Source organism: Stenotrophomonas sp. GL_101 (assembly GCF_057835675.1).
In genome coordinates this window covers 2,242,410-2,264,635 of the sequence record NZ_CM174432.1, presented here as the reverse complement: position 1 = coordinate 2,264,635, position 22,226 = coordinate 2,242,410, and the positions used below count along the sequence as shown (strand labels likewise).

Here is a 22,226-nt window from a genome sequence, read left to right as displayed (position 1 = left end):
TGTGCAAAGAAGGCACTTTGATCTGACGGGTTGACCGAATCGCCAAAAAGATCCGACGTCAGAGCATCCACCACCTCTGTGGAGCGCAGCTTCTTGTCATACTCCTGGTATGGCTGAATGCCCTGCTGCGCCTGTACAACGCCTGACAGCATAGTGGCCAGAAAAAGTGCGCTGATGCACGCTGCCATAAAACGAAATTTGCTCTTCGTTGAATCTAATCGCATCCCTTCGTCCTTATCCGTTTAATTTGCAAGCGCGCTCAGATGGCGGAAGTGCTCGCTTTGATGCAATCAGCAATCAAACCACCTTGCACTTCCGCCATCGTCCTCTAGAGGACGATGGCGGGACCCAGACGCTGTAGTCTTTATGTTATTGCAAATGCGACGCGTTCGCAATTGATGCGATCAGGCCAACTCAACTTGTGCCACGGCCCATGCGCCGTGCTGGAAGCTCCGAAGCTCTGAGGAGTGAAAGTGGAGATTCCAAAGGGAGCGCCGCCCGAAAACTGTTACCCAATTGCTGTCTCTCTTCCGTACATTCACCATTGAGGAGAACAGGAGCGCCTGTGCTGTTGCGATGACGGATGACGATGGTGAATTCGTAGAGCCGCCCGCCGAGGCAGCCAGTACGCGTCACGCCGCCTGTCAGCGATACATCGCGCCTGCCCCGGTCATCAACTTGGACTGCGCCGCATCTGCAGATGCATCAGTACCTCCTGCCCGGTGTTGCCGGATTCACCAATGGCAGCGCCGGGCACAGCGCTGCGCACAACCACAATTGCTGGATCCAAGCCCGGCGCGGTGGACGCCACCGCGCGCGTACCATCGACACAGCACGCGCCAAGCGGTAGATACATACTTCCGACGCGCTGCGATCACTCATTTCCAATGGCAGCAGTCGATTGATTTGCAGATGGGCGATGCTGGCCTATGCCGTCCCAGCCAGCAATGCCATGTTGAAGGCTTCCACGTACTCTGGTAGATGCCCGCCGTGGCAGCGCCAAACTCATGCTCACTGCGCTTGCGCCGCTTTGGAGAGGACAGCAGCGTGCCAATGGCGATCCGAGAGAGTACTTTTACGCAACTGCATTGAGAGTCATTTGAGATTGGAGGCTGCATTCGCGCAGCTCTGCCCCCGTGACGAAACGTGAGTTCGATCGCTCGCGAGATGGATGACATGGTCGGTGGCGGTCACGACGCTCCATCGATGTGTGATGGCCAGTACAGTCACCTCCTCGGCCAGTTCGCGGATGTGAGCAATGATTTCTCGTTCGGTCACCTCATCCAGTGCCGAGCTGGCTTCATCCAGGAACAAGATCGCGGGTTCTCCATAAAGTGCACGCGCGATGGCTATGCGTTGCCGTTCGCCGCCGGAAAGTTTGAGGCCGCGCTCGCCCACCGTGGTCTCAAAGCCTTCGGGAAGCGAGTCGATCAATGCCAGGATCGACGCCTTGTGGGTGGCGTGGCGCAACCGGGCGTCGTCACGCGGGCGCCCCAGCAGGATGTTGTCGGCCAAGCTCTCGTTGAGCAGGATCACATCCTGGGGAACGACGGCGACGGCGGCGTGCCACGCGGCACGGTCAATGCGGGCCAGGTCAGTGCCATCAACTAGGATGCGACCTGCCTGGGGCTCGATCGACTTCAGTGCCAGGTTGAACAGCGTCGACTTCCCTGCCCCGGTCTCCCCCATCAGGAAGTTGATGCCGCCGCGCTCTGCATGGAAGGACGCATCGCGGACACCGCGGCCATTGCCGTAGCGATGGCTGACATGCTGGAACTCGATCCGGGCGCATTCTCCATGGAATCGGCCGGCATTCGCGGCCTGCCGTTCTTCGGGTGCCGCCCACAGCGCCGACAGCGGCGTCAGTAAGGTCCACGAACGGGCGACGTCATCGATCGAGCGCGCGATCATTTCAAAGGGCATGTTGAGCTGTAGCAACAGCAAGTTGAACAGCACGATATCGCCGACGCTAAGGTCGCCGCTCTGATAGCGAGGGATCAGCAGTGCGAAGGTGACGATGAACTCGGCCGCCAGGCCGATGCCCAGCAGCGCGATGAAACCGATCCGCTGCAGCACGTAAGCGCGCCAGCTGTCGCGGACCTCCTGGGCCTTCTGCTCAAAGCGCTGGATCATCCACGCGCTGCCACCGAACTGCCGCAACGTCTCCATCGCGTTCATCGCGTTGCCGACGAAGCGCGCATTCTGCTGGCCCGCCTCGACCGCCGCCTCACGATGGATCCGCGCACGGCGGGTTGCGATGGCCGAGAGCGTGACGGCAACAGAACCGTAGCCCAGCACGATCGCCACTACCTGCAGGTTGATCAGCGCGCCCAGCGTCACCAAGGTCAGCAGAATCTGTAGTGCGCTGGGAATGAACACGACCAGGCCGAGCTGGACCACGATCTTCAGGGCGTTGCGTCCCTTTTCCCCGGCGGCCTGCAGTTCTGCTGCGTTGTAATCCAGGAAGAAGCTGTGGGTCTTCTTCACCAGGCGCGCGAAGTAGCGGGTGCTGGTGATGAAACCAAGGTTCTCGCCACTGAGGAATGACAGGTACTGCACGGTGTTCTGCAGGACGCTGCCGGCGCCGAGCACCACCGCGTAGAGCAAGAACCATCCCGCCAGTTCACGGATGCCCTCCGCGCTGATGCGGTCGATCAGGCGCGAGAACAGATACGGCGCCGCCACCGTGGCCAGACTGGAAAGCACGACGATGGCGGCGATCAGCAGCAGCAGCCTGCGGTCCGCCTTCCAGTACGCAGCGAGGATCTCGGTGACCGGCGGCGGCAGGGCGAACATTTTCATCAGCGTCGGTCCGGCATCGGTGCAGTGGCTCCTGTGTGCGGTGCGCCTGCCCTCGCCTCCTGGTGCAGCAGGAGGCCATCGCGCACCCATAATGCTATGATATAACATTGCTATTGAAGGCGCGACGGCTCGTGCCGCAGACCAACATCCGATGAGATCGATGGACCGGGGCATGAACAACGCATCCACCGCCAGGCCGGCGGCACTGGTGGTCGCCAGCCTGGCCGCCGCACTGCAGCTCAACGCGTCGGCGATGGCGCAGGATGCCAGTAGTTCCCGCAGCCCTGCTCAGGGCGACCGGCGATCCGATACCACCACGCTGGACAAGGTGATGGTCGTTGGCAGCAATATCCGCGATGCCATCGGCAGCGGCGCCTCCCCGGTCATCGTGATCGACAGGGAGGCCATCGATCGAACCGGGGTGGCCTCGTTGCAGCAGCTCTTCGAGAAGCTGCCGCAGAACTTCGGTGGCGGCGCCAACGGCGCCAATGTTGGCAACCTCGGCGTCGACCGCGATACCGGCAACAATTTCGGCCAGGGCACTGCCATCAACCTGCGTGGCCTCGGCACAGGCACCACGCTGACGCTGATCAACGGCCACCGTGTGACCTCCTCGAACCGCTATCAGTACGTCGACATCTCGCTGATTCCGCTGAGTGCCATCGAGCGCCTGGAAATCCTCACCGATGGCGCCTCGGCCATCTACGGCACCGACGCCGTCGGCGGTGTGGTCAACATCGTCCTGCGCCGCGATTTCACTGGCTACGAGACGTCCTTGCGCTATGGCAGCGTCACCACCGGCAACATGGACGAATACCAGGCATCACAGTCGGCCGGATGGTCATGGGATGGCGGCCATCTGATGGCCAGCTACGAGTTCCTGAAACAGGCCAACCTTGCGGCAGTCGACAAGGATTTTTCCAGGAACGTTACGGTCAGGCCGTACGACATCTATCCCGGCTCGAAGCGGCACAGCCTGTATCTGGACGGCGTGCAGGAGCTCAGTGATGTGCTGACGCTCAACCTGACCGGCTCCTTTGCCAAGCGCGAGATGGACACCACCATTTCCGGGACCGCCGACGAGACCCGCCTGTTCCCGCACACGCGGCAGTTCGATGTGTTCGCCGGCCTTACCCTCGAGCTTCCGCGCCAGTGGCAGGCCCGGCTGAATTCCGGATTCGGCAGGAGCGACGTCTCCTACGAGAGAACCACCATCACCGGAAGCTCGGTCAGCACCGCACCACCGACGGACACGAATTCCGAATCGCGTTACCTGGAAGTGATCGCCGATGGCGAGCTGTTCAATCTTCCGGCCGGCGGCGTACGCGCGGCATTCGGTGCCGCCTACCGCCACGATGGCTATGAACTGCGCGACCACCGTGGGCTTGAGAAGCCGCTGGACCTGCAGCGCACGATCCGTTCCGCCTTCGCTGAGCTCAACATTCCGCTGCTGGCGGACAAGCCTGCTGTTCGCCGCCTTTCGCTGACCGCGGCCGCACGCTACGATGACTACAGCGATTTCGGTTCCACCCTCAATCCCAAGCTCGGCCTGCTGTGGGAAGCGGCAGAAGGACTTTCATTCCGCACCAGCTACGGCCGCTCCTACCGGGCGCCGGTCTACCAGGACATGCAGCTGAACAACACAGTGGTGGTGGCCAAGGCGCCCAATCCGAGCGCGGCCAACGGAAGCACGGTGCTGATGATGCTCTCCAACGGCAACCCGGACCTGGGGCCTGAACGCGCCAAGACCTGGACCGGCGGATTCTCGTTTGCGCCCCCGTCCCTGCCCGGGCTCAAGATCGACGCGAACTACTATCACATCGACTATGCCGACCGGATCGGCAGCGGCTTCGGCGGCAGCTTCCCGTCGCTGTTCCTTCAGTCCACCGCCCCCTATGCAGACCTGCTGACCGTCAATCCGACCCCGCAGCAGATCCAGCAGGCGCGCCAGCTCGGCGCCTCCGGTCTGGGCCTGTTCGTATCGCGGGTGGGTCCATACGCCCTGCCTCCCGGAACTGATGAGACCGGCAGCCAGGTCATCCTCGACAACCGCTTCCGCAACAACGCATCTACTTCGCAGCGCGGTGTCGATTTCAGTAGCTCCTACGATTTCGACGCCGGCCAGACCCGCATCGCATTCAACCTTGCCGGCCAGTACATCATTGATTCCAAGCGCCGCGTGACCACCACCGCGCCCGAGGTCGATGCCGTGAACACGGTGTACTTCCCGGTTGACCTGAAGGTGCGCGGTGGCCTCGCCGTAAGCCACCGGCAGGTCGCCGGCGGGTTGTTCGTGAACTACGCGGACAGCTATCGCGATCCGGCCAACCGCATCGACCCCCATGTCAGCTCGTGGACGACGGTCGACCTCAATCTCAGGTATGACTTCAGCGGTTCTGCCGGTGCTGGGCAGGGCACCTCGCTGGCCTTCAACGTACAGAACCTGTTCGAGAGGAATCCGCCCTTCATCGTCAACAGCATCAACACCGGTTTCGACCCGACCAATGCAACGGCGCTCGGCCGCTTCCTGTCCATGACATTGACCCATCGCTGGTAGGGCGCCCGCCATGAGCGATGCCTCTCGCGCCCTCTCCAGACCCGCATCGGCCCTGCGCCAGACGCTGGCCGTTGCCGCGACCCAGCTGAAACTGATGTGGCGCGAGCGGCGTCTGTTGTGGCTTGCGCTGACCCTGCTGCTGCTTGCGGGAGCGTCGGTTGCCACGGGTACAGCACGGCTGGCCCAGCAGGCACAGGAGCGCCAGATCGTAGCGGAGCAGGAGGCCGGGCTGTGGGACAGCCAGGGCACGATCGACCCGCATGCCGCCGCGCACGTCGGCCGCGCCATCCCCGCGCCGGTGCGGCCGCTGGCGGCGCTCGACCCGGGCATCACTGATTTCGTCGGCACCTCGGTGTTCATTGAAGGTCATGCGCAGAACCCGGCCCGGCACCGACCCGTCGAGGCCGGCGCCGCGCTCAGCCGGTTCGATGGCTTCTCTGCAGCATGGGCACTGCAGGTCGGGGCGCCCCTGCTGATCATCCTTGCCGGATTCGCCAGCCTCTCCGGCGATGTCGCCCGCGAAACCCTCCGCCAGGAGCTCGGCAGTGGTGCATCGGCCCAGGTACTGATCGGTGGACGGCTGATCGCGCTGGCGACGGCATCGCTGCTGCTGTTGGTCGCCCTGCTGGCGGTCAGTCTTCCAAGTATGGCCGGACGCACCCTCGGCACGGCCGACATCATGGCGCTCGTTGCGATGATCGCGGCGTATGCGCTCTATCTCATGGTGTTCTGCGCCATCACCATCGGTGTCTCGGCGCGCCTCAGCGCAGCACGTACGTCCCTGGTGGTGCTGCTCGGCTTCTGGGTGGTGGCCACCCTGCTCGCGCCGCGGGTGGCCCCCGCACTGGCCGAATTGCTGGATCCCACGCCTACTGCACCCGCGTTCCGCGCGGCGGTCACCGAGGACGCAGAGAACGGTGCTGATGGCCACGACCCGGCGGACAAGCGGCTGGATGCGCTGAGAGAGGAGATGCTGGCGCGTTACCAGGTGAACGATGTGGATGATCTTCCGATCAGTTTCCGCGGTGTCGCGCTGGAGTTCGCCGAGGCGAATTCCACGGATACCTACAACCGCCACTTCGAACGTATCTACGCCACCTACCGGCGGCAGGAGATCACGCAGCGTGCCTTCGCGGCGATGTCCCCTACCATCGCGCTGCAGGCTACGTCACGGGGGCTGGCTCGCACTGATTTCCCTGCGCACCTGGCGTTCCTGCGCGGGGTCGAAGACTATCGCTACCGGCTGATCCAGGCACTCAACCTGGAAGTGAAACAGCACAAGGCCGCGAACGGCAGCAAGCATCTGGCCGATATTGCGACCCTTACCCGCTCCGTGGCGTACAGCCCGCAACAGCCGCCGCTGGGCCACATCGCCGAGGCACGGTCGGTGAACTTCGCCATCCTGCTGGCCTGGGTGCTGCTGGCCCTGGTGCTGATGTTCACGTCGGCGCGGCATCTCGTGAGTGCCCCATGAGCAGCCTGTCGATCGCAGGGCATGAGATCCGTCGCCTGCTGCGTGACCGGGCGTTGCCGGTGCTGTTCGGCCTGCTGGTGGTGCTCGCGGCCTATGGGGCATGGAATGGCAGTGCGTGGGTCGGGCAGCGCGAGGCAGCCATTGGCCTGATCAATGCGGAAGAGCAGGATGCGAGGGACCGCAGCCGGGGGTTCGTTGGCAAGGCGCCCTCGGTACTGCCTCGCGTCCAGCCGGTGCTTCGGCCCGGCGCGATGGCGGCACTGTCGATTGGGCAGGCGGATGCCTACCCCTATACCGCCGACGTCGTTGCGCTGGGTGACCGCAGCCAGCTGCTCAGACATGTGTGGTCTGACATCGGCAATCCCGCCGTGCAGGCCGCTGGCCGATTCGACCTGGCCTTCGTCATTGTGTTCCTGCTGCCATTGGTCATCCTGGCGACCACCTTCGACATTTGGTCGCGCGAACGCGAGCGCGGCATCACAGCGTTGGTGTTGTCACAGCCCATCGCGGCAGGACGGCTGATCGCGGTGAAGGCATCGGCCCGCGGCGCCATCGTGCTGCTGCCTGCACTGGCCATCATCCTTACCGTTGCCGCTGGCTCGGGCGCAACAAGCCCTTCCGGCCTGGCCGTGCTTGCTCTGATCGTGCTCGCCTACGGCAGCTTCTGGCTGGCGCTGGCGGTGCTTATCGGCTGCTTCGCCCGGCGCACAACCGAGGCCGCGATTGCCGCTGGCGCACTATGGCTGCTGATCGTTGTCATGGCCCCGTCGCTGGTCCTGGCAGCAGTGAACCTGATGGTTCCACCGCCCTCACAGATGCAGCTGGCGACCAGGCTGAAGGCGCAGCTGGCCGACACTGCCCGCCATCAGCAGCTGCGCCACGCGGCAGCCCCCCCCGCCACGCGGTCGCCACGCATTGCTGATGCCGTCCGCGTGGCCTATGCCGATCTGCTCCAGGCCGACCAAGCCATCGCGCCCTTGATCGCCGCGCATGCAGAGGCTGAGGATGCGCGGCGCCAGGCACTCGACCGGGCGCGCCTGCTGCTGCCGTCGGTCGCGGTGCAGGATGCACTGGACCGCCTCGCCGGATCCGACGCCGATCGGGCGCTGGCGTTCCAGCAGCAGGTCCTCGCGTACTGGCACGCACGTCGACAGCTGCACAAGGATTATCTGGACCGTGACGTGCCACAGACGCTGGCCGAGTACGACGCCCTGCCCCGTTTCAAATTCCAGGAAACGGCGGGCGCCCTCCAACGCGGCGTACTTATCGACCTGGCCGCGTTGGCCGTTGCCACCCTCCTTCTGCTGATCGCGGCCTGGTCGATGCGGCGTCGGCTGGCCACCCCCTGAGGCACATCACACATGCTGACTGCAACGCATCTGGTCAAGGAACACGGCACGCATCGGGCGCTGGATGATGTGAGCTTCACGGTGCGCCCCGGCGAGATCTTCTGCCTGCTGGGTGCCAACGGGGCCGGCAAGTCGACCACGATCAAGCTGTTCCTGGGCTTCCTCAAGCCGACCTCCGGATCCGCGGAGGTTGATGGGCTCAGTACCTGGCAGCGGCCGCAGGAGGTGCGCCGGCGCCTGTTGTACATCCCGGAGAACGTGGCGCTGTATGATGAACTGACCGGCTATGAGAACCTGGACTACTTCGCGCGCCTGGCTGCGGTGGAGCAGCACTCGCCCGCACGGCTGAAGGACGCGCTCAGGTCCGCCGGGCTGGCGCCCGAGGCATTCGGGCGGCGCGTCGGCCTTTACTCCAAGGGCATGCGCCAGAAGGTGGGCATCGCGCTGGCCATCATCAAGGAAGCCAGGGCGCTGCTCCTCGATGAGCCGACGTCCGGCCTGGACCCGACCGCCTCGGCCGAGTTCCACGAGCTGATCGTGCGCCAGCGCGACCGCGGCACGGCGATCCTGATGGCCACCCACGATCTGTTCCGTGCCCGCGAAGTGGCGACGACCATCGGACTGATGCAGGCCGGCAGGCTGCGCAGGACGCTGGATGCCAGCACGATTACCGCCAATGATCTTGAGAACCTCTACCTTGAGGAAATGAGCCGGAGCACCTAGGCCACGCCGGCCTCAGGCACGCCTAGCCGGCCCATCCAACGCCTGAGCCAGGCTTCGATGTTGACCTGCGGGCCGAAGATACCCAGTACCTGGGATGAGTGATCCGGGCTGACCCTGCGGATGCCCGCGTCGGCCGATGCGCTGTCGATGTAGCCCCGCCGCGCCAGCAGGCCATCCACCAGCAGGCCCCGGATGAACTGCTGATGCCGCTGGGTGACGGCCACCGAGTGATCATCGAGGTAGGACTTCACCTTGCGCGAGAGCAGCGCCTGCGGCAACAGTCCCTGCAATGCACGACGCGCGATCGTCCGGTCTTCAGCGCCGGCCATCAACAGGTGCAGCGGCAGGCGGGCGAACAGTTCCACCACAGGCTGTGCGCTGATCGGCGATACGCCGTGCCAGCGTCCTGCGCCCTCGAAGGGATCGAGCACGCTGGTCGGGAAGATCATCCGGCCGATGTGCGCCAGTTTGTGCGGTGAGAGCTTGTGCCCCTGTGCGCGCGCATGCCGCAGCCAGGCCGGCGGCATGCCATCCTGTTCGGAAGCATCCACCTTCACCCATTCGCACGGGTTGCCCCAGCGGCCGTTGATGCTGCCTGGCTTCTTCAACACGCCATGGACGATGGCATCCTTGAATACCCCGTAAAGCGAATCGCCCGACTGCGCGGTTTCGAACGCGACACGGAAGAAGTCGCGGCCGATCCCACGTCGCCACGCATAATCGATGGCAGCGGCATTGCCCTTGAAGCGCAGGAAGACCGCATCACCGCCGACACCGGTGAACTGCACCGTGTCCGCGTCGAAATCCACGTCGCGTCGATGCAGCAGGTAGCCTGAGCAATGCGCAGGCCGGGCAGTTCGCGGGAAGTCCATGATCTCTTCCAGCGAGCAGTGCGGCTGCCGCTGGTACTCGACGAACTCGCAGCTTCTTCCGGAGGACTCACGGGCACCGGCAACGGCCATGCGCGCGAACATGCGCTCATCGGCACCAATGCTGGCATCGTAGTGATGCACGCACTTCACCTCTGGTGCGGAGGGCGCATGCAGCAGGCCGGCCAGGACAATCGAGGAGTCCAGCCCGCCGGACAGCTGAAGCTGGATGCAACGATGCTGGCTCGCCAGCGCACCGATGCAGCCCAGCAGCGTTGCACGTGCCAGCTGCACGGCTTCCTCCAGATCTTCGATGGGCGCTTCACTGGCCTGGCGCACCACATCCCATTGGTAGTGCCGCCCGATCGGCCGGCCATCGCGGATCTCCACCGCCTCGCCCGCCTCGAGGGCGGTGACCTCTTCAAAGCCTGTCTGCAGGCCGTCACGGAACGGGAACAGCAGCGAATAGGAAAGGAACGACCAGTCGACGTTGAAGTCACCCAATCCCAGCAACAGGCAGTCTTCCAGGCTCGAAAAGATCACCGTCAACTGATCGACCGTGGTCATGTAGCACGGTATCTCCGCCGTCGGGTCGCGCAGCACGAACCAGCTGGCGGTATCCGGCTGGTAGCCCACGGCAACGTAGCGCCCCCAGTACTGCGCCACAAGGCTCCTGCCCTGCGTACTGCAGGCGGCGTCTGCCGATGCAGTATCGGGAAATGCCTGTGCGGGAACGGTATCGGCGGCGAACACCTTGTGGAATAGCTTGCCGAGTACCACCAGCGGGCCGGACCGGCTGTATTCGAAGTAACCGGGGTTGTCACTCTGGGCATAGATGGTGCCGCCGCTGCCCTTCATCACGCAGGCGATTCCGGGGCGGCCCGCTTCGATTCGTTTCATGGCCTGCAAAGCCTGCGCACGAGCGGATTCGGAATGTTCGTTCCAGAACAGAGCAATGTATCGGTACATGCCTCAGGCCGGTTACAGCACCAGGATGGGCGTCATCCGGCGCAGGTTGAAGGGGATGTCGGTCAGGACCTGGTCGCCGCGCTGCAGCCAGCAATGCGCTGCGAACGGCTGGGTCCGCACCGCGAACACCCACACGGGAACGATGCCGTACCGCGACAGGAACTCACGCATGGCCAGGCAGTAGAGGAAGCACTCATCGGTCTTCCTGAAGGCGATCGGTCGCAACCAATCGAACACCCGAACCAGGAGGGCCAGCTGCCGCAGGTCCACCTCGCCCGGCGTGGCTTCCTGGCCGCGCCTGCGCGCTGCCGACACCGTATAGCTGAAAGGCAGGAACGTTCTGCTGCAGGCCGCGCGCGTGACCGAGGCCAGGAAGCGGCGCACATCGCGGGCCGTGATCGGCGGACATCCTCGGGACTCACCCTCGCGCACCCAGTGCCGGGGCAACGCGATTTCGGCGCTTGCTGCGGATTTGCCATGCAGCGGATCCTGCGTGATCAGGCGCCGATCGAGCAGCGACTGGAGCATCCTCGGCCTCGGCGCTCCATCGCTGGCCAGAGGCCAGTCCTGCACCAGCCCGCCAAGCCCCGCCGCCCCGCGCCGATCGATGGAGAGATAGCTGCCGGAGGCCTGGTCAAGAATGACCATCGCGTCGCCGGTCACACAGACATGTGCGTGCTTCGAAAGGAAGTAAGGGGCTTCAGGCTGGTCCATCGCGAGCGTGATCTCATGCTGCTAAAGGCATCAGAGCGGTGCATGCGGGGGCATGCACCGCAGGTCATGCAGGGTGCAATGGATCAGGGCGAGGTGGTCGGGAAGACGCCATCCCACAACGTGCCGTGGTTGTGCGCCTTCGTTTCGGAAACCACCGAGCCCAGCTCGATCAGTTCACCCTGGTCTTCGTGATTCTGCTCTCCAGCCACTACGCCCAGCTCAATCAGTTCGTTCATGAACATCTCCTCTAGTCAGTGGATGCACCCACGCGATGCAGTGGATGCATAGCGGCCAAGTCAGCGTCGCCCTGCGTGTTTCAGGACGATTGCCGCCAAGGCATGTAAATGTTACGATATAACATATTATTTTGGTGTGACGGCCGACCGTGATCGGGCGTCGCTGCAGCGACTCCCAAGAGAGCGAGATGGATGCCCACCGAGATCAATGACGATGGCCTTGATCCCACCCTTCTGCTGAAGGGCCTGTTTCCGCTGCCGAAGTTCATCCGCTTCGTCAGGGAGCGCTGCCCGCCTGGAAGCTTTGATGAAGTGATGCTGGTGGAGGAATGGCGGAACGCACGCGCCCTGGTGCGTCGTCTTCATCAGGACGAAGCAGATGACGCCGATGCCATGGATGTCCTCGCCCTGCCCGAAGAGATGCGGCCATTGGCCGAGCAGGTCCTCCGTCAGCCCTCGATGCACCGCATGACGAGCGTGGTGCCCCGCAGTTGGCAGATGGTGGAGATCGACCGGCTGGTGGTGTTCCAGGAATGCATCAACCTGCGCCACATCGATCAGCTTGCAGCGACCACTGCTGCGTCACCCGATGCACTCGAGATCATGGAACTGGTGGCACGAAGTGGACGCCACGCGCATCCGGATGTGCGCTTTACCCAGTCCGATGGCAGCTACACCTTCGCATCTGCGTCCAACGACCTGCGGTTCCTCGACGTGGCGACGATCAACCCTCGTACCATCGCCGATTACGAGCCGTTCGGTGCGGCCAGCCACGCCCTTGTCATCTATCTCGGTTTCAGCGACAACCTGATCAGTGCCACACGCGTTGGCCGCCGGATCATCCTGACCAATGGATCACATCGACTGTACCTGCTGCGCAGGCTCGGCTTCCGCCATGCGCCCTGCCTGGTGACCGATGCGTCGGACAGCGATCTGTCCGACGTGTTGTTGCCAGCTGCGGTCAAGCAGGATCGGCAGTTCTATCTGGGCGCTTCGCGACCGCCGATGTTCAAGGATTACTTCGATCCGAGCCTGACCTGCATCGTGCCGGTCACCCGCAAACACTATGCGCTTAGGGCCAAGCTGGATTTACAGAGGATCACGGTGCCCTCTTTCTAGCGATTACCGGTCCAGCTCAAAGAATCCATGCGGTTAGAAGCGGAGTTGATGCCCCTGCCAAGATGGGCGTCAACCAGCGGATGGTCTGCATCACCAGCCTCAGTCTCGAGAGAATCGCGAATATCAGCGCTCCCACGATAAGGCACGCTTATCGACACGTTGAAGTTTGGCGCGCGCCGAGAACGCGGATCATCCCTTCCTTGACCGTTGATCGGCTCTCCACCCACCCGATTGCGCGCGACTGTCTGCAGAAGCGGCCGCCGCCGTGGACCAGATCCTGGCCGCGGCGCAGCGCGAACACCATGTGCCGTTACCGTACGTTCTCCCGATGCACTCCCTGTGCAATCTGCCACCGGGCGACCCCATCATCATCGAATGAGCACAGCGCTAGCCCGTCGACACCCTGGGCTCTTCCTTGGATCAGCATGAGCAGCGTGCTCACCCGCGTCTGCGAGGCGACCGCAGGCGCCTCATCGCCTCCACATCGGTCGTCGATGCGTTCGGAGACGTCTCGAGATGGGTGTGCCACTCGCCCAGGTATAGCAAGCCGACTTGACCATACTCATCGATGCAGCGCTGGGCGGCGCCTGGGTTAGAGCGATAGGCATAGCGACGACGCGTATCGCCGGCATGGGGCCCGGCTGCTCTGGTGATCAGCACTTCCCCGCCAGCCACGGCGACGTCCCCCCGGCTTGAGTAGTGGGCGGGTTTAGAGTCCGGTGCTGATGTTATCTTTCTTCGCCGCCAACTGGGCGGCGTACTGGACGGGTGTTAGACCGCCAAGCGCTCTTTTGGGTCTTTCTTCGTTGTAGTCGCGCCGCCAGCTTTCGATACTGGTACGGGCATGAAGCAACGTCGGGAACCAGTGCTCGTTGAGGCATTCGTCGCGCAGCCGTCCGTTGAAGGACTCGACGTACGCATTCTGGTTCGGCTTGCCCGGTTCGATCAGACGCAGGGCAACATCCTTTTCGTGAGCCCAGGCCACCATCGCCTTACCGCAAAACTCCTTGCCGTTGTCTGTCCTGATCACTCGTGGCAAGCCGCGCTGCATGGCCAGTCTGTCCAGTACCCTGGACACGCCTTGCCCGGAAATTGCCCGCTCCACTTCGATGGCCACAGCCTCGTGGGTGGCGTCGTCGACGATGGTCAGGCACTTGATCACCCGGCCTTCCGCGGTGCGGTCGAACACGAAGTCCATCGACCACACCTCATTGGCAGCGGACGGCCGCAGGAGAGGCTGGCGCTCGCCTATCGGCACCTTCTTACGCTTTCTGCGACGCACCTGCAGGCCCGCTTCCTGATACAGGCGCTCCACTCGTTTGTAGTTCACGACAAGCCCTTTCTGCCGCAGTTTCAAATGGATCATGCCCACCCCGTAGCGTCTGTGCCGATGCGCCAGCGCAGCGATCTGCTCGCGCAGCTCAACGTTGCGGTCGGCCCGAGGCTCATAGCGCAGCGCGCTGGCGCTCATCCGCACCACCGTCAGCGCTCGCCGCTCGCTCAACCCCTTCTCGACCATGCTCCGCACCAGCAGCCTGCGCGCCGGGGCGGTCACCACTTTTTTCGCAACGCATCCTTGATGACGTTGTTCTCGAAAACCTGCTCTGCCAGTAGTTTCTTCAGGCGCGTGCTCTCAGCCTCCAGGTCCTTGAGCCGCTTGGCGTCGGGCACACTCATGCCACCGAACTTGCTGCGCCACAGGTAGTACGAAGCCTCGCTGAAGCCGTGCTGACGGCACAGGTCCTTGATGGGCATGCCGGCCTCTGCTTCGCGCAGGAAGCCGATGATCTGTTCTTCGGAAAAGCGTTTCTTCACGTCCAATCTCCTTGTCACTGAGGATTGGACTCCAAACAGCTGCGCTACTCAATCTTGGGGGGACGTTGACGGTGCCAAACAGCTGGCCGCCCGCCTCAGACGCGCGCCCGTTGAGCTGGCGAAATCGGACCGAATGATCGAGCACGTCTTGCGCGATGAGCACCGGCTGCGGATAGCCCGCAGTTGTCGCGACATACATCAGTTACCACGGCAAAAGCGCTATTGGCCACAGATGAGGGATTCAGGGTTCACTGAGATGACAGAGCCAGGTGGATGCATCGCTGGCGGGCCTAGATCGCACGAGACTTTGCTTCCCCGGCTGAGTCGCTTCAATGCTTGGAAAAGATAGCTTTTCCCGTCTTCTTGTCAATGATTTCGATGCCGCCAGTTTCCGAGATTCTAAGCTGGTGGGCAAAGAGGTCCACAGAGTTCCAACCGTCTGATTGACTCCAGGCGTCCTGCAGCGTTAGTGGCGGGATGTACATCCGTTGCGCTAGGCCATAGTTGCTGGGACGATCGTAGGGAAGGCTCGTGTATTGGTCTTCGATCAGCCTAAGCTCTCGATCTACGAGTGACCATCCTTCCTGGAGATCAGCGGCAGTCTCGGCAGCCTCAAGCGCGGAGAAAAGGAGATCCAGACGCTCTCGTTTCGGCAGCGACTCTTTGGAATAGGGCATTGAGAACTTCTTCCCTGTGATTTTTCTTTGTTTTTTGTTGCGATACGAAAAGGACACTAGGACTCTCCCGCTTAGGCAGTGGAGGGTCCCAGGAGTCTCCGCTACATGTCCTACCTATTGGGCATGTAGCATGATAAAGCCTACTCAAAGGTCATAGATTCGATATCGTCGAGACTGCGATCGTGTTTCACGTACTCCTTAACTTTCTCCAGGTCTTCAGCGCTGGCCGATGACACTGGATCTGCCGTGGCAAAAAGCTGAACGGAGTCGGAGGTCGTGAGGAGCTTCTTCAGTGTGGTCCCATCAAGATCCAGAGCATCCTGAGCAGAATATGAGACAAGGATGGACTTGGAAGAGCCATCCTTCAGGCCTCCCAGCATGCCGGAGTTCGCAGGCAAGGTGAATTTCACCTCGGAGGCCTGACCTGGAAGCCCGAATAGCTCTGATTTATCTGCAAGCTCATGCCTGACGGCGGCGACATCTTTGGATTCAATCGGCACTGATATGTTCCAACGCGGGCCGAAATGATAGACGGCGGCATACATGACTCTAGCCTTGTAAGGGTCGACCTTGCTCGCAAGCATCGCCTCATAGAAGACGCGGTGCACTTCCCTCCACGGCATGCTGCGACTGACGCAATAGACGTCATGGATGATGGACGCGTTTCGATAGTCCCCATCAAGCGGGCCACCAATGACGCTCCAGAACATGCGCGGAATCGACGCTCCATCGGCAATGGTGCCCTTTGGAGCTCGCCACTTTCGGCCTGCATCATCGGTGTAGATGACATCGTTAGCCAGTTCGATCATGCCGTTAGGCAAGAGATTGACCGTAACTGGCTTGGTGAACTCCCCCGCACTCACACCACCTGAAGCAACCATCAAAAGCGCTAGAGTGATCATCTTCATGGTTCCATCCTCGATCTCAGGGAATGGGCTTCATTGCCTTGGCCTGGGCAGCCTTCAACCCAAGCGCAGCCGAGTCTGAACGAATATCTACTGATATTCCATATTCCATTGCGATTTGCCGACAGGTGGTAGCGTCAGTGACACGCTGGCCAGCCCCTGACAGGTTGGCCAGCATCGATGCGGGCGGCTGCAACTCGCGGGATGGGAAGCGGCCGCTGAGTGGACGGTCGCAGAGTTGAGACTGGTGTCTGGCCGTACCGATGGCCAGACACCAGGGTCATTTTCGCTCTCGTTGGCCAAGCTGGCCGGATTACTTAGCAAGAGCTTGTTTGTTGGCTGCCGAGGGGTCCGCCAACAGCTACAACATGTCACGCGCAACGGCTGCAGCTGACCGCGTCGTCACCCCGCTCGGGTCGTACATCGGAGCCACTTCGACCAGGTCGGCGCCCACCACATTGAGACCGATCAGACGCCTAAGGACTTCGCCGGCCTGGAAAGTGGAGGGGCCACCAAGTACGGGGGTGCCTGTGCCCGGGCAGACTAAGGATCTAGGGCATTGCTATCGAAGGTGATGTAGACAGGCATATCCCCACTGCGGCTTTGATCTGCTCGGCGACTGAGTCAGGCGACTGGTAGAGGGCATCTTGGGTGAGGATGACGTTGTACCCCAGCTCGTTTGCCATGTCAGTTGCGGCTCATCGATATCGGAAGATCAGATAGACACTGACTGAGTCTGTCGCTATGCTAGCCGGCTAGGCGGCGACCTGAGAGCAAAGTGGCCTATGTTGTCACCCAACCGACCCTCATTTCGCATTGGCCAGAATTGGACGATTTCGTTCGTTCTATCGGGCCGTTCCTGGCTTGTGCCTGGTGTGCATTGGAGCGCTCAAGGACAGTAAGCGCGCCTATTGCAGCGGAAGGACTGGCGTCTGCTGCCCTGGATACGCTTGCTTCGCTACGGGTCCTGCAGCGCCCCCCCTTTGAAGGGCTCAAGCCAGATGCCAGGTCCTTGTATGAGCCCTTGGCATGGACTTATCAGGCCGCCTGGTCGCGAAAGGGCGTGAACCTAGAGGCTAAGTTGACCAATGCGCTCATCCGCTGGGCCGCCGAATGCCCAGTTGGCGCCAAACGGAGTTTGGGAAACTCGCTCGCTGAAAGCGAAGCCCGAGCCTACCTCGCCAATCTCCTACGCAAGCACCGGTTGCGCCCTGCACTGGGAGATGGCCTAAGATCCACTCAGCTTCCGGAATGGAATGCGTTGAGCCTGGGTCGCAAGAGGTACGTGCTATGGGCCAGCATGCGCAATGCCGCGTCGGAGTTCTTGCAAAGCGATATGGATGGGGAAGCTGCTCGTCGAGTGCTTGATCGCGAGATCAACAAGAGATGTACATGGCTCGCTACCCGAGCCCAGTTCGGGTCGCTTGCGACAACCGACTTCTGCTTTTTGCCTGATCGCGGATGGCGTCAGCCGTTGATCCTGGACGTTGCACTGGGGACGTTCATCCCCCTGGGCAAAGAGTACTGGTTAGAGCCAAGTGAGAACTGGAGGCTTTAGCGGCTCCGCGATTGAAACTCGATACGAATCCTTTCTTGCATAAGCTGAGGCGAGCTGCGAGCTAGTGGTCCGCCTGGGCTCGCAGGAAACGCAGATTAGAATCGCCCAACTGCAAGAAGTCACCGAGACGGCTAGGTGCGAAGAAGGCGGGCGTCGCTGCTTTCAGAGATCCACTCCACTGCCAGTGTTTGATGCAGGTGGTCAGGGCCCCGTAGTCGAGGCCCAACAAGCTCGCACTGCATTCATTCCACGGATTACGGTCGTAAGCACAGCGCCCAGTGCTTCAAGAACTCTTCCTGGGCCATAGTCTCGATCGCATCGGGTCTCGCAAGGCGAACCATTCTCATCGCATCTCGGGGTGTCTGCGCAGTTTCGCTTTGCAGCAGAAGCATGGCTGCAACGGTTCCAGCTCGGCCGAGCCCACCTTTGCAGTGGATGACGACGCGTTGGCCGGAATGGAGATCACGGATGAGCTCTGAACTCAATTCTGGCCAGCCCTGCAGGAACCTCTGATCTGGTGCAGAACCGTCGGCAATTGGCAACGGGTGCCACGCGAGGCCCTGCCCCGCTGCGACCGAAGGAAGTCTCTCTATCTGAAGTTCGATGAATTCCCATGGCTCGAGCAGCGAGATCAAGTGTGCGGCGCCCCACTGCCGAATCGCCAACATGTCCCGCTCCAAGTCTCTCGCCCATGCTCCGGTCATGGCGGCCTCTTGGTACTTGCCCGGCGCGAAGGTCACGCCAATGGCCCCTCCCCTGTTGCCAACAGGGAGTTCCGCAATGATCAGTGGATGAGTCAAACTGGTTCGCATCATGCAGGCTCTCCTGAGCTTTGGCTCTTTCTATCTCGGCAACCGTGGTGCAGTTCGGACTAGGTGCACTTGCAAAGCCGTTCATTGAGTAAGGCGCGCTACGAGAGTGCGGTCAAACGCTCCCTCAGCACGCGCAGGGCTACATCCAGACCGTTGTCACTCACGTCGTACGGAGAGTCAAACAGAGACGCCTCAACCCAGTAGCCTTCTTGCCCTGGATGGATGTAGGCCCTGTAGTCGTCCAGAAGTAGCGCTGCGCCAAGCGTCGGAGACACATTCCCAAGGTCTTTGGTTGCGCCACTCCAGTTCGTGTACGGGATTTGAGCGAACCAAGCAGGTGCGCAGCCCTCCCCCACCAGAAGTGCGGCGATTCTGCGGAATGCGGGCTCCGGAACCGAGGTGTAGATGACCAAGTGCTCAAAGAGCTCATTGGCCGTCTCGAGGAATCGACAGAGTCCAGGGCGTGGAATTTGGCTGACGGCGTTTGAGATCAGCGTTCCTTCGAGGTCCATAGCAAGGATGGTCGGTCGCATTGGTCGCTGACCTCTGTTGGCAGGTTGATTCGTGAATGGATGGAGAAGTGCCCTGCCCGTGCCGGCCGAGCGCAGTTGTCGGGTCCCGAAGCATCAGATGTCCGAGAATCTGTCTGCCTCCTTGAGTTGATTCTCAAGAAGCTCAATCCTCTTCTGATGGTCGGCCGTCACGTAAGGCTTATTACTGAAGTCCATAGCCGTCAGAGGGATGACGGTGAGTTCGACGTGCGTGGAAGAGGCCTGTCGGACCGCGAGCGTCGTCCACGTCTCGTCACCCTTAACGAAGCCAACATTGAATCGGGCCGTGACGCCATCTTCCGGCTTCAGGCCATCAATTTTGCGGAAGTCACTGTGGACCCTCGCCGTAGCGGCAGGCTGCGCGTCGCCGTTGATGTAGAGCACTGCCTCCCAACTGACTTGGCTTAGCGGCAAAGATGAGCCGTTAACGATCCGAGCCTCAATGGACGGCTTGAGGCCAAAGAAGCTGTCCTCTATCTCAAGCTTAGGGCCATTCGCACGAACCTTTCCAAGCTCTGCGATTGTCGCCAACTGCGCCTGCGCCTGCTCCCGGAGCGTTCGAACTTCCCTTGGGTTGGCATCCCTGATGCGCTCAATGTGCGTCCTGACGACCTCTTTTACAGAGGCGTTTGGATAAGCCGCGTTGAGCTTGTCCAGATCAAGGCCGGCCACAGCCCAGTTAAAGGCATCCCGCTCATGTGGACTCAGTTCCGCATCGATCGCATCAATCGAGGCTCTGTACTGCTGCTGCGTACCGTCGGTGACCAGCTTTCTGTCCATCGGTCCGCCGCAGGCGGTAGCCAGGACCGTTAGTCCCAGCACCAGGCCAAGCCGACTGTGGGCTGCCACGGTGTGTCGATGTTGCCAGTTGCCCATGCTCTGCCCCTTCTGTGAGGAAGAGAGCATATCTGGTTTTTAGATATCGGAGAACTGGATATAGCTTCTGAAGCCGCTCAACCAAGGTGCGGCCGTGCCCAAGTCCATCCATCGCAAGGAATACGCTGCCCTGATTGAGGCCGTCAGAGATGCGCGGGTGGCAGCCGGCCTCACCCAGGCGCAAGTGTCCAGCAAGCTTGGGCGTAGCCAATCGTTCATCAGCGATGTTGAGACGGGAAAGCGCAGGATCGACGTGGTTGAGCTTAGGGACATTGCACGCTTGACGGGCCTGTCGCTAGGTAAGCTAATTGCCGACTTTGAGAAGCGGCTCAAGGGCTGAAGCTTCCAAGAGGGGAGCAGCTTCGTTGGCTGCTTACCAGATACCTCACATCCCGCACCTGTAGGCTCACCCTGTCGAACGCCATTGGCCCACACTGCCCTCCAATCTGACAGTTCTTGTGAGATTTCGACTGGATAGCACGGAGACTGCCCCTTCGCCCTACTCGCCTGAACCATGCTCTAGCCGCCAGCCCGCCACGCCTGATCTTGCGCCCTACTGGTGACACCGTCGCATTCGCCCCAGGACGGAGGGCCTCGGCATGGGCGGGCCAAACTTTAGGGCGGTTTCTGGAACCCTGATGTGCGCAGTGATCATGACTGTCGATGAAGTACGGCCCTTACAGTTGTTCCGGTGAAGACATTTCTCCGTCCTACTCCAGACCAACTTCGCAACGGACTACGACGCACTCCTCGCGCCCTCCGGTGGGCATGTCGTGCTACGTATGTCGTGTCGGTCCACCTCTCTTCATTGGAAGATGCGGCCGTTCGGAAGATCCGCACGCTGAAGGCCATCGCACATAAGCGAACCCGGAAAGCAAGAAGATGGGCAGAGGCTCGCCCATACATGTTGCTGGCGGTTTTTCCCCTCTGGGGCGATCCACGCTCCTTCTCAGCGACGCCCCAGCCGAGCTTTTGGAAGCGCTTCTGGGCCGGTTTCGCTCTAGTGAGCGCCGCGACTACCCCGTGGGTGTCGGCATGCCGGCAGCTTCAGTCGATGTTTGTAGAGATGAACAAGGCCGAGGCTATATCAGCGATTGGCCAAGTCGCCTTTGAACAGCTGGAAACGATGCTTGAGTTCAGTGGCCTGCTCTATGCTGCGATTGGATGGAGCCTAATCACTGCAACAGCGGCGATCGCGATGCTCATTCACCGGCTGGAGATCGTAGTGACTCAGCTGGACGTAAAGGCCCGCCCGAGGGTCGGCTTCCGATTCCACATGGTACAGATCAGCTCGATGGCCCTTTATCTTGGTCTTCTTGCGCATTGGATTGCATGGTCGATGAATCATCGGAGCTTTGCAGAGCCCTTGCTCTACTGGACTGTCAACTCACCATTGATTCTGGTACTTGGCATTCTGTGGCTACTCCTCCGCCCCTGGCTGGATAGGAATCGCAGGTCGACGCAGCGAAAGCTCTATGAAAATGCGCGGCGTGCACTCATGGCGTCGATCATCTCAACTGTTGGTTGTGTTGGAGTATCGGTGGCCATGATGATGCTCCTTGGGAAGCCCGTTTGATCTGAACATCGAAGAATCAGGCGTCGCCCGACATCCGGAGGGTCATCGCGCTTTGCGCCCCGCGTACGTCGCGAGAAGAAGGATGCATATGAGTACCGGAAGCGGCAACAGGAGTATCTGATCAAAGACCCCGGAGGGAGATGACCAAGTCCAGCCACTGAATTCCAGCGCTCTTCAAGGGATCGTTGCGCCCCACTTGGCCTATAGAACTTGCGCCATCTTCGTAAGGCAAAAGAACCCGCCGTTCGCACCCAACCATCGCCAATCCGCTGAGCGCTGGGGTTCCGCGCCGCCTCTGACTGGCGCTATCCGCAAGACTCTCAGCGTACCTCGCAGCAACCGATTCATCGTAGCGACTACTCAGGAAGCGCTTGAGCCTCGGGGCACAAGTCTCGCCATCTGCGCACGCACCTGAAAAAAGCTCAGTGACATCAACAGACGTATAGACCCAGCGTCCATTGACCTCCAGGGGCCTCAAACGAAATCCGCCCACAGCCCCCCAGCTCCCGGAAAGGTCCCTGAGCCCCAATAGCGCCTGCCTAACTTCACTTAGATCCATCTGACCCGCTTGATGCCTCTGGAACACCTCCTCGCATGCACGAATGCAGTAGTGCAGCTCGGACCTCGCCAGCAGATAAAGCGCG

General features: G+C 61.5%; 16 protein-coding genes and 1 pseudogene. 7 read left to right on the top strand and 10 right to left on the bottom strand.

The features are described 5' to 3' along the window. Nucleotides 1-1,095: 1,095 nt before the first annotated feature. Complete coding sequence (locus AC3IR9_RS10115; RefSeq protein WP_489295594.1) at nt 1,096-2,802, bottom strand: ABC transporter ATP-binding protein; 1,707 nt, start codon at nt 2,800-2,802, stop codon at nt 1,096-1,098. Nucleotides 2,803-2,974: 172 nt separating this feature from the next. On the opposite strand from AC3IR9_RS10115, the gene AC3IR9_RS10110 reads away from it, so the two are divergent. From AC3IR9_RS10110 to AC3IR9_RS10095, 4 genes are read left to right on the top strand one after another with little or no spacing between them, the layout of a single operon-like run. Continuing rightward, nucleotides 2,975-5,359 (top strand): TonB-dependent receptor plug domain-containing protein, encoded by a 2,385-nt coding sequence (locus tag AC3IR9_RS10110; RefSeq protein ID WP_489295593.1) that lies wholly within the window; start codon nt 2,975-2,977, stop codon nt 5,357-5,359. 10 nt (nt 5,360-5,369) lie between these two features. Continuing rightward, nucleotides 5,370-6,833: a DUF3526 domain-containing protein gene (locus AC3IR9_RS10105; RefSeq protein ID WP_489295592.1), complete on the top strand. Its 1,464-nt coding sequence runs from the start codon at nt 5,370-5,372 to the stop codon at nt 6,831-6,833. Continuing rightward, nucleotides 6,830-8,182 (top strand): ABC transporter permease subunit, encoded by a 1,353-nt coding sequence (locus AC3IR9_RS10100; protein ID WP_489295591.1) that lies wholly within the window; start codon nt 6,830-6,832, stop codon nt 8,180-8,182. The genes AC3IR9_RS10105 and AC3IR9_RS10100 overlap by 4 nt, the downstream gene beginning before the upstream one ends. A 12-nt stretch (nt 8,183-8,194) precedes the next feature. Beyond that, entirely contained in the window at nt 8,195-8,905 is a 711-nt protein-coding gene (locus AC3IR9_RS10095; protein WP_489295590.1) for an ABC transporter ATP-binding protein, read from the top strand. Here AC3IR9_RS10095 and AC3IR9_RS10090 read toward each other — a convergent pair. From AC3IR9_RS10090 to AC3IR9_RS10080, 3 genes are all read right to left on the bottom strand, one after another. Further along, nucleotides 8,902-10,674 carry an asparagine synthase-related protein gene (locus AC3IR9_RS10090; RefSeq protein WP_489295589.1) on the bottom strand — a complete coding sequence of 591 codons (1,773 nt, stop codon included), beginning with the start codon at nt 10,672-10,674 and terminating at the stop codon, nt 8,902-8,904. The two genes, AC3IR9_RS10095 and AC3IR9_RS10090, sit on opposite strands and share 4 nt — an antisense overlap. 81 nt (nt 10,675-10,755) lie before the next feature. After that, the gene (locus AC3IR9_RS10085; RefSeq protein WP_489295588.1) at nt 10,756-11,457 is read right to left on the bottom strand and encodes a lasso peptide biosynthesis B2 protein; all 702 of its coding nucleotides are present in this window, start codon (nt 11,455-11,457) and stop codon (nt 10,756-10,758) included. An 83-nt stretch (nt 11,458-11,540) separates the two neighbouring features. Further along, entirely contained in the window at nt 11,541-11,693 is a 153-nt protein-coding gene (locus tag AC3IR9_RS10080; RefSeq protein WP_162292569.1) for a hypothetical protein, read from the bottom strand. A 192-nt stretch (nt 11,694-11,885) separates the two neighbouring features. Between AC3IR9_RS10080 and AC3IR9_RS10075 the strand changes: the two genes are divergently transcribed. Next, nucleotides 11,886-12,812, top strand: a complete 927-nt coding sequence (locus AC3IR9_RS10075; protein WP_489295587.1) for a hypothetical protein — start codon at nt 11,886-11,888, stop codon at nt 12,810-12,812. Between the two features lie 709 nt (nt 12,813-13,521). Here the strand turns inward: AC3IR9_RS10075 and AC3IR9_RS10070 are convergent. The 6 genes and pseudogenes from AC3IR9_RS10070 to AC3IR9_RS10045 all read right to left on the bottom strand — a co-directional run bounded on the left by AC3IR9_RS10070 (nt 13,522) and on the right by AC3IR9_RS10045 (nt 20,006). Continuing rightward, nucleotides 13,522-14,627 (bottom strand): IS3 family transposase gene (locus AC3IR9_RS10070; protein ID WP_489295586.1). Its coding sequence is split into 2 segments (ribosomal slippage): nt 13,522-14,369 and nt 14,369-14,627, totalling 1,107 coding nucleotides; the frame shifts between segments, so codons are not numbered across the junction. A 329-nt stretch (nt 14,628-14,956) separates the two neighbouring features. Next, the gene (locus AC3IR9_RS10065; RefSeq protein WP_489295585.1) at nt 14,957-15,304 is read right to left on the bottom strand and encodes a hypothetical protein; all 348 of its coding nucleotides are present in this window, start codon (nt 15,302-15,304) and stop codon (nt 14,957-14,959) included. A gap of 140 nt (nt 15,305-15,444) precedes the next feature. Continuing rightward, on the bottom strand, nt 15,445-16,212 hold the full coding sequence (locus AC3IR9_RS10060; protein ID WP_489295584.1) for a DUF1353 domain-containing protein: 768 nt from the start codon (nt 16,210-16,212) through the stop codon (nt 15,445-15,447). 358 nt (nt 16,213-16,570) lie between these two features. Continuing rightward, a pseudogene (locus tag AC3IR9_RS10055) lies at nt 16,571-16,741 on the bottom strand (arginase family protein); the annotation flags it as partial. 1,280 nt (nt 16,742-18,021) lie between these two features. Further along, nucleotides 18,022-18,582, bottom strand: coding sequence for a cyclin-dependent kinase inhibitor 3 family protein (locus AC3IR9_RS10050; protein WP_489295583.1), 561 nt, complete (start codon nt 18,580-18,582; stop codon nt 18,022-18,024). A gap of 623 nt (nt 18,583-19,205) precedes the next feature. Next, entirely contained in the window at nt 19,206-20,006 is an 801-nt protein-coding gene (locus tag AC3IR9_RS10045) for a hypothetical protein (RefSeq protein ID WP_489295582.1), read from the bottom strand. A gap of 94 nt (nt 20,007-20,100) precedes the next feature. On the opposite strand from AC3IR9_RS10045, the gene AC3IR9_RS10040 reads away from it, so the two are divergent. Both AC3IR9_RS10040 and AC3IR9_RS10035 read left to right on the top strand, forming a co-directional pair. After that, entirely contained in the window at nt 20,101-20,346 is a 246-nt protein-coding gene (locus tag AC3IR9_RS10040; protein WP_489295581.1) for a helix-turn-helix domain-containing protein, read from the top strand. 726 nt (nt 20,347-21,072) lie between these two features. Beyond that, nucleotides 21,073-21,582, top strand: coding sequence for a hypothetical protein (locus AC3IR9_RS10035; RefSeq protein WP_489295580.1), 510 nt, complete (start codon nt 21,073-21,075; stop codon nt 21,580-21,582). Nucleotides 21,583-22,226 lie beyond the last annotated feature (644 nt).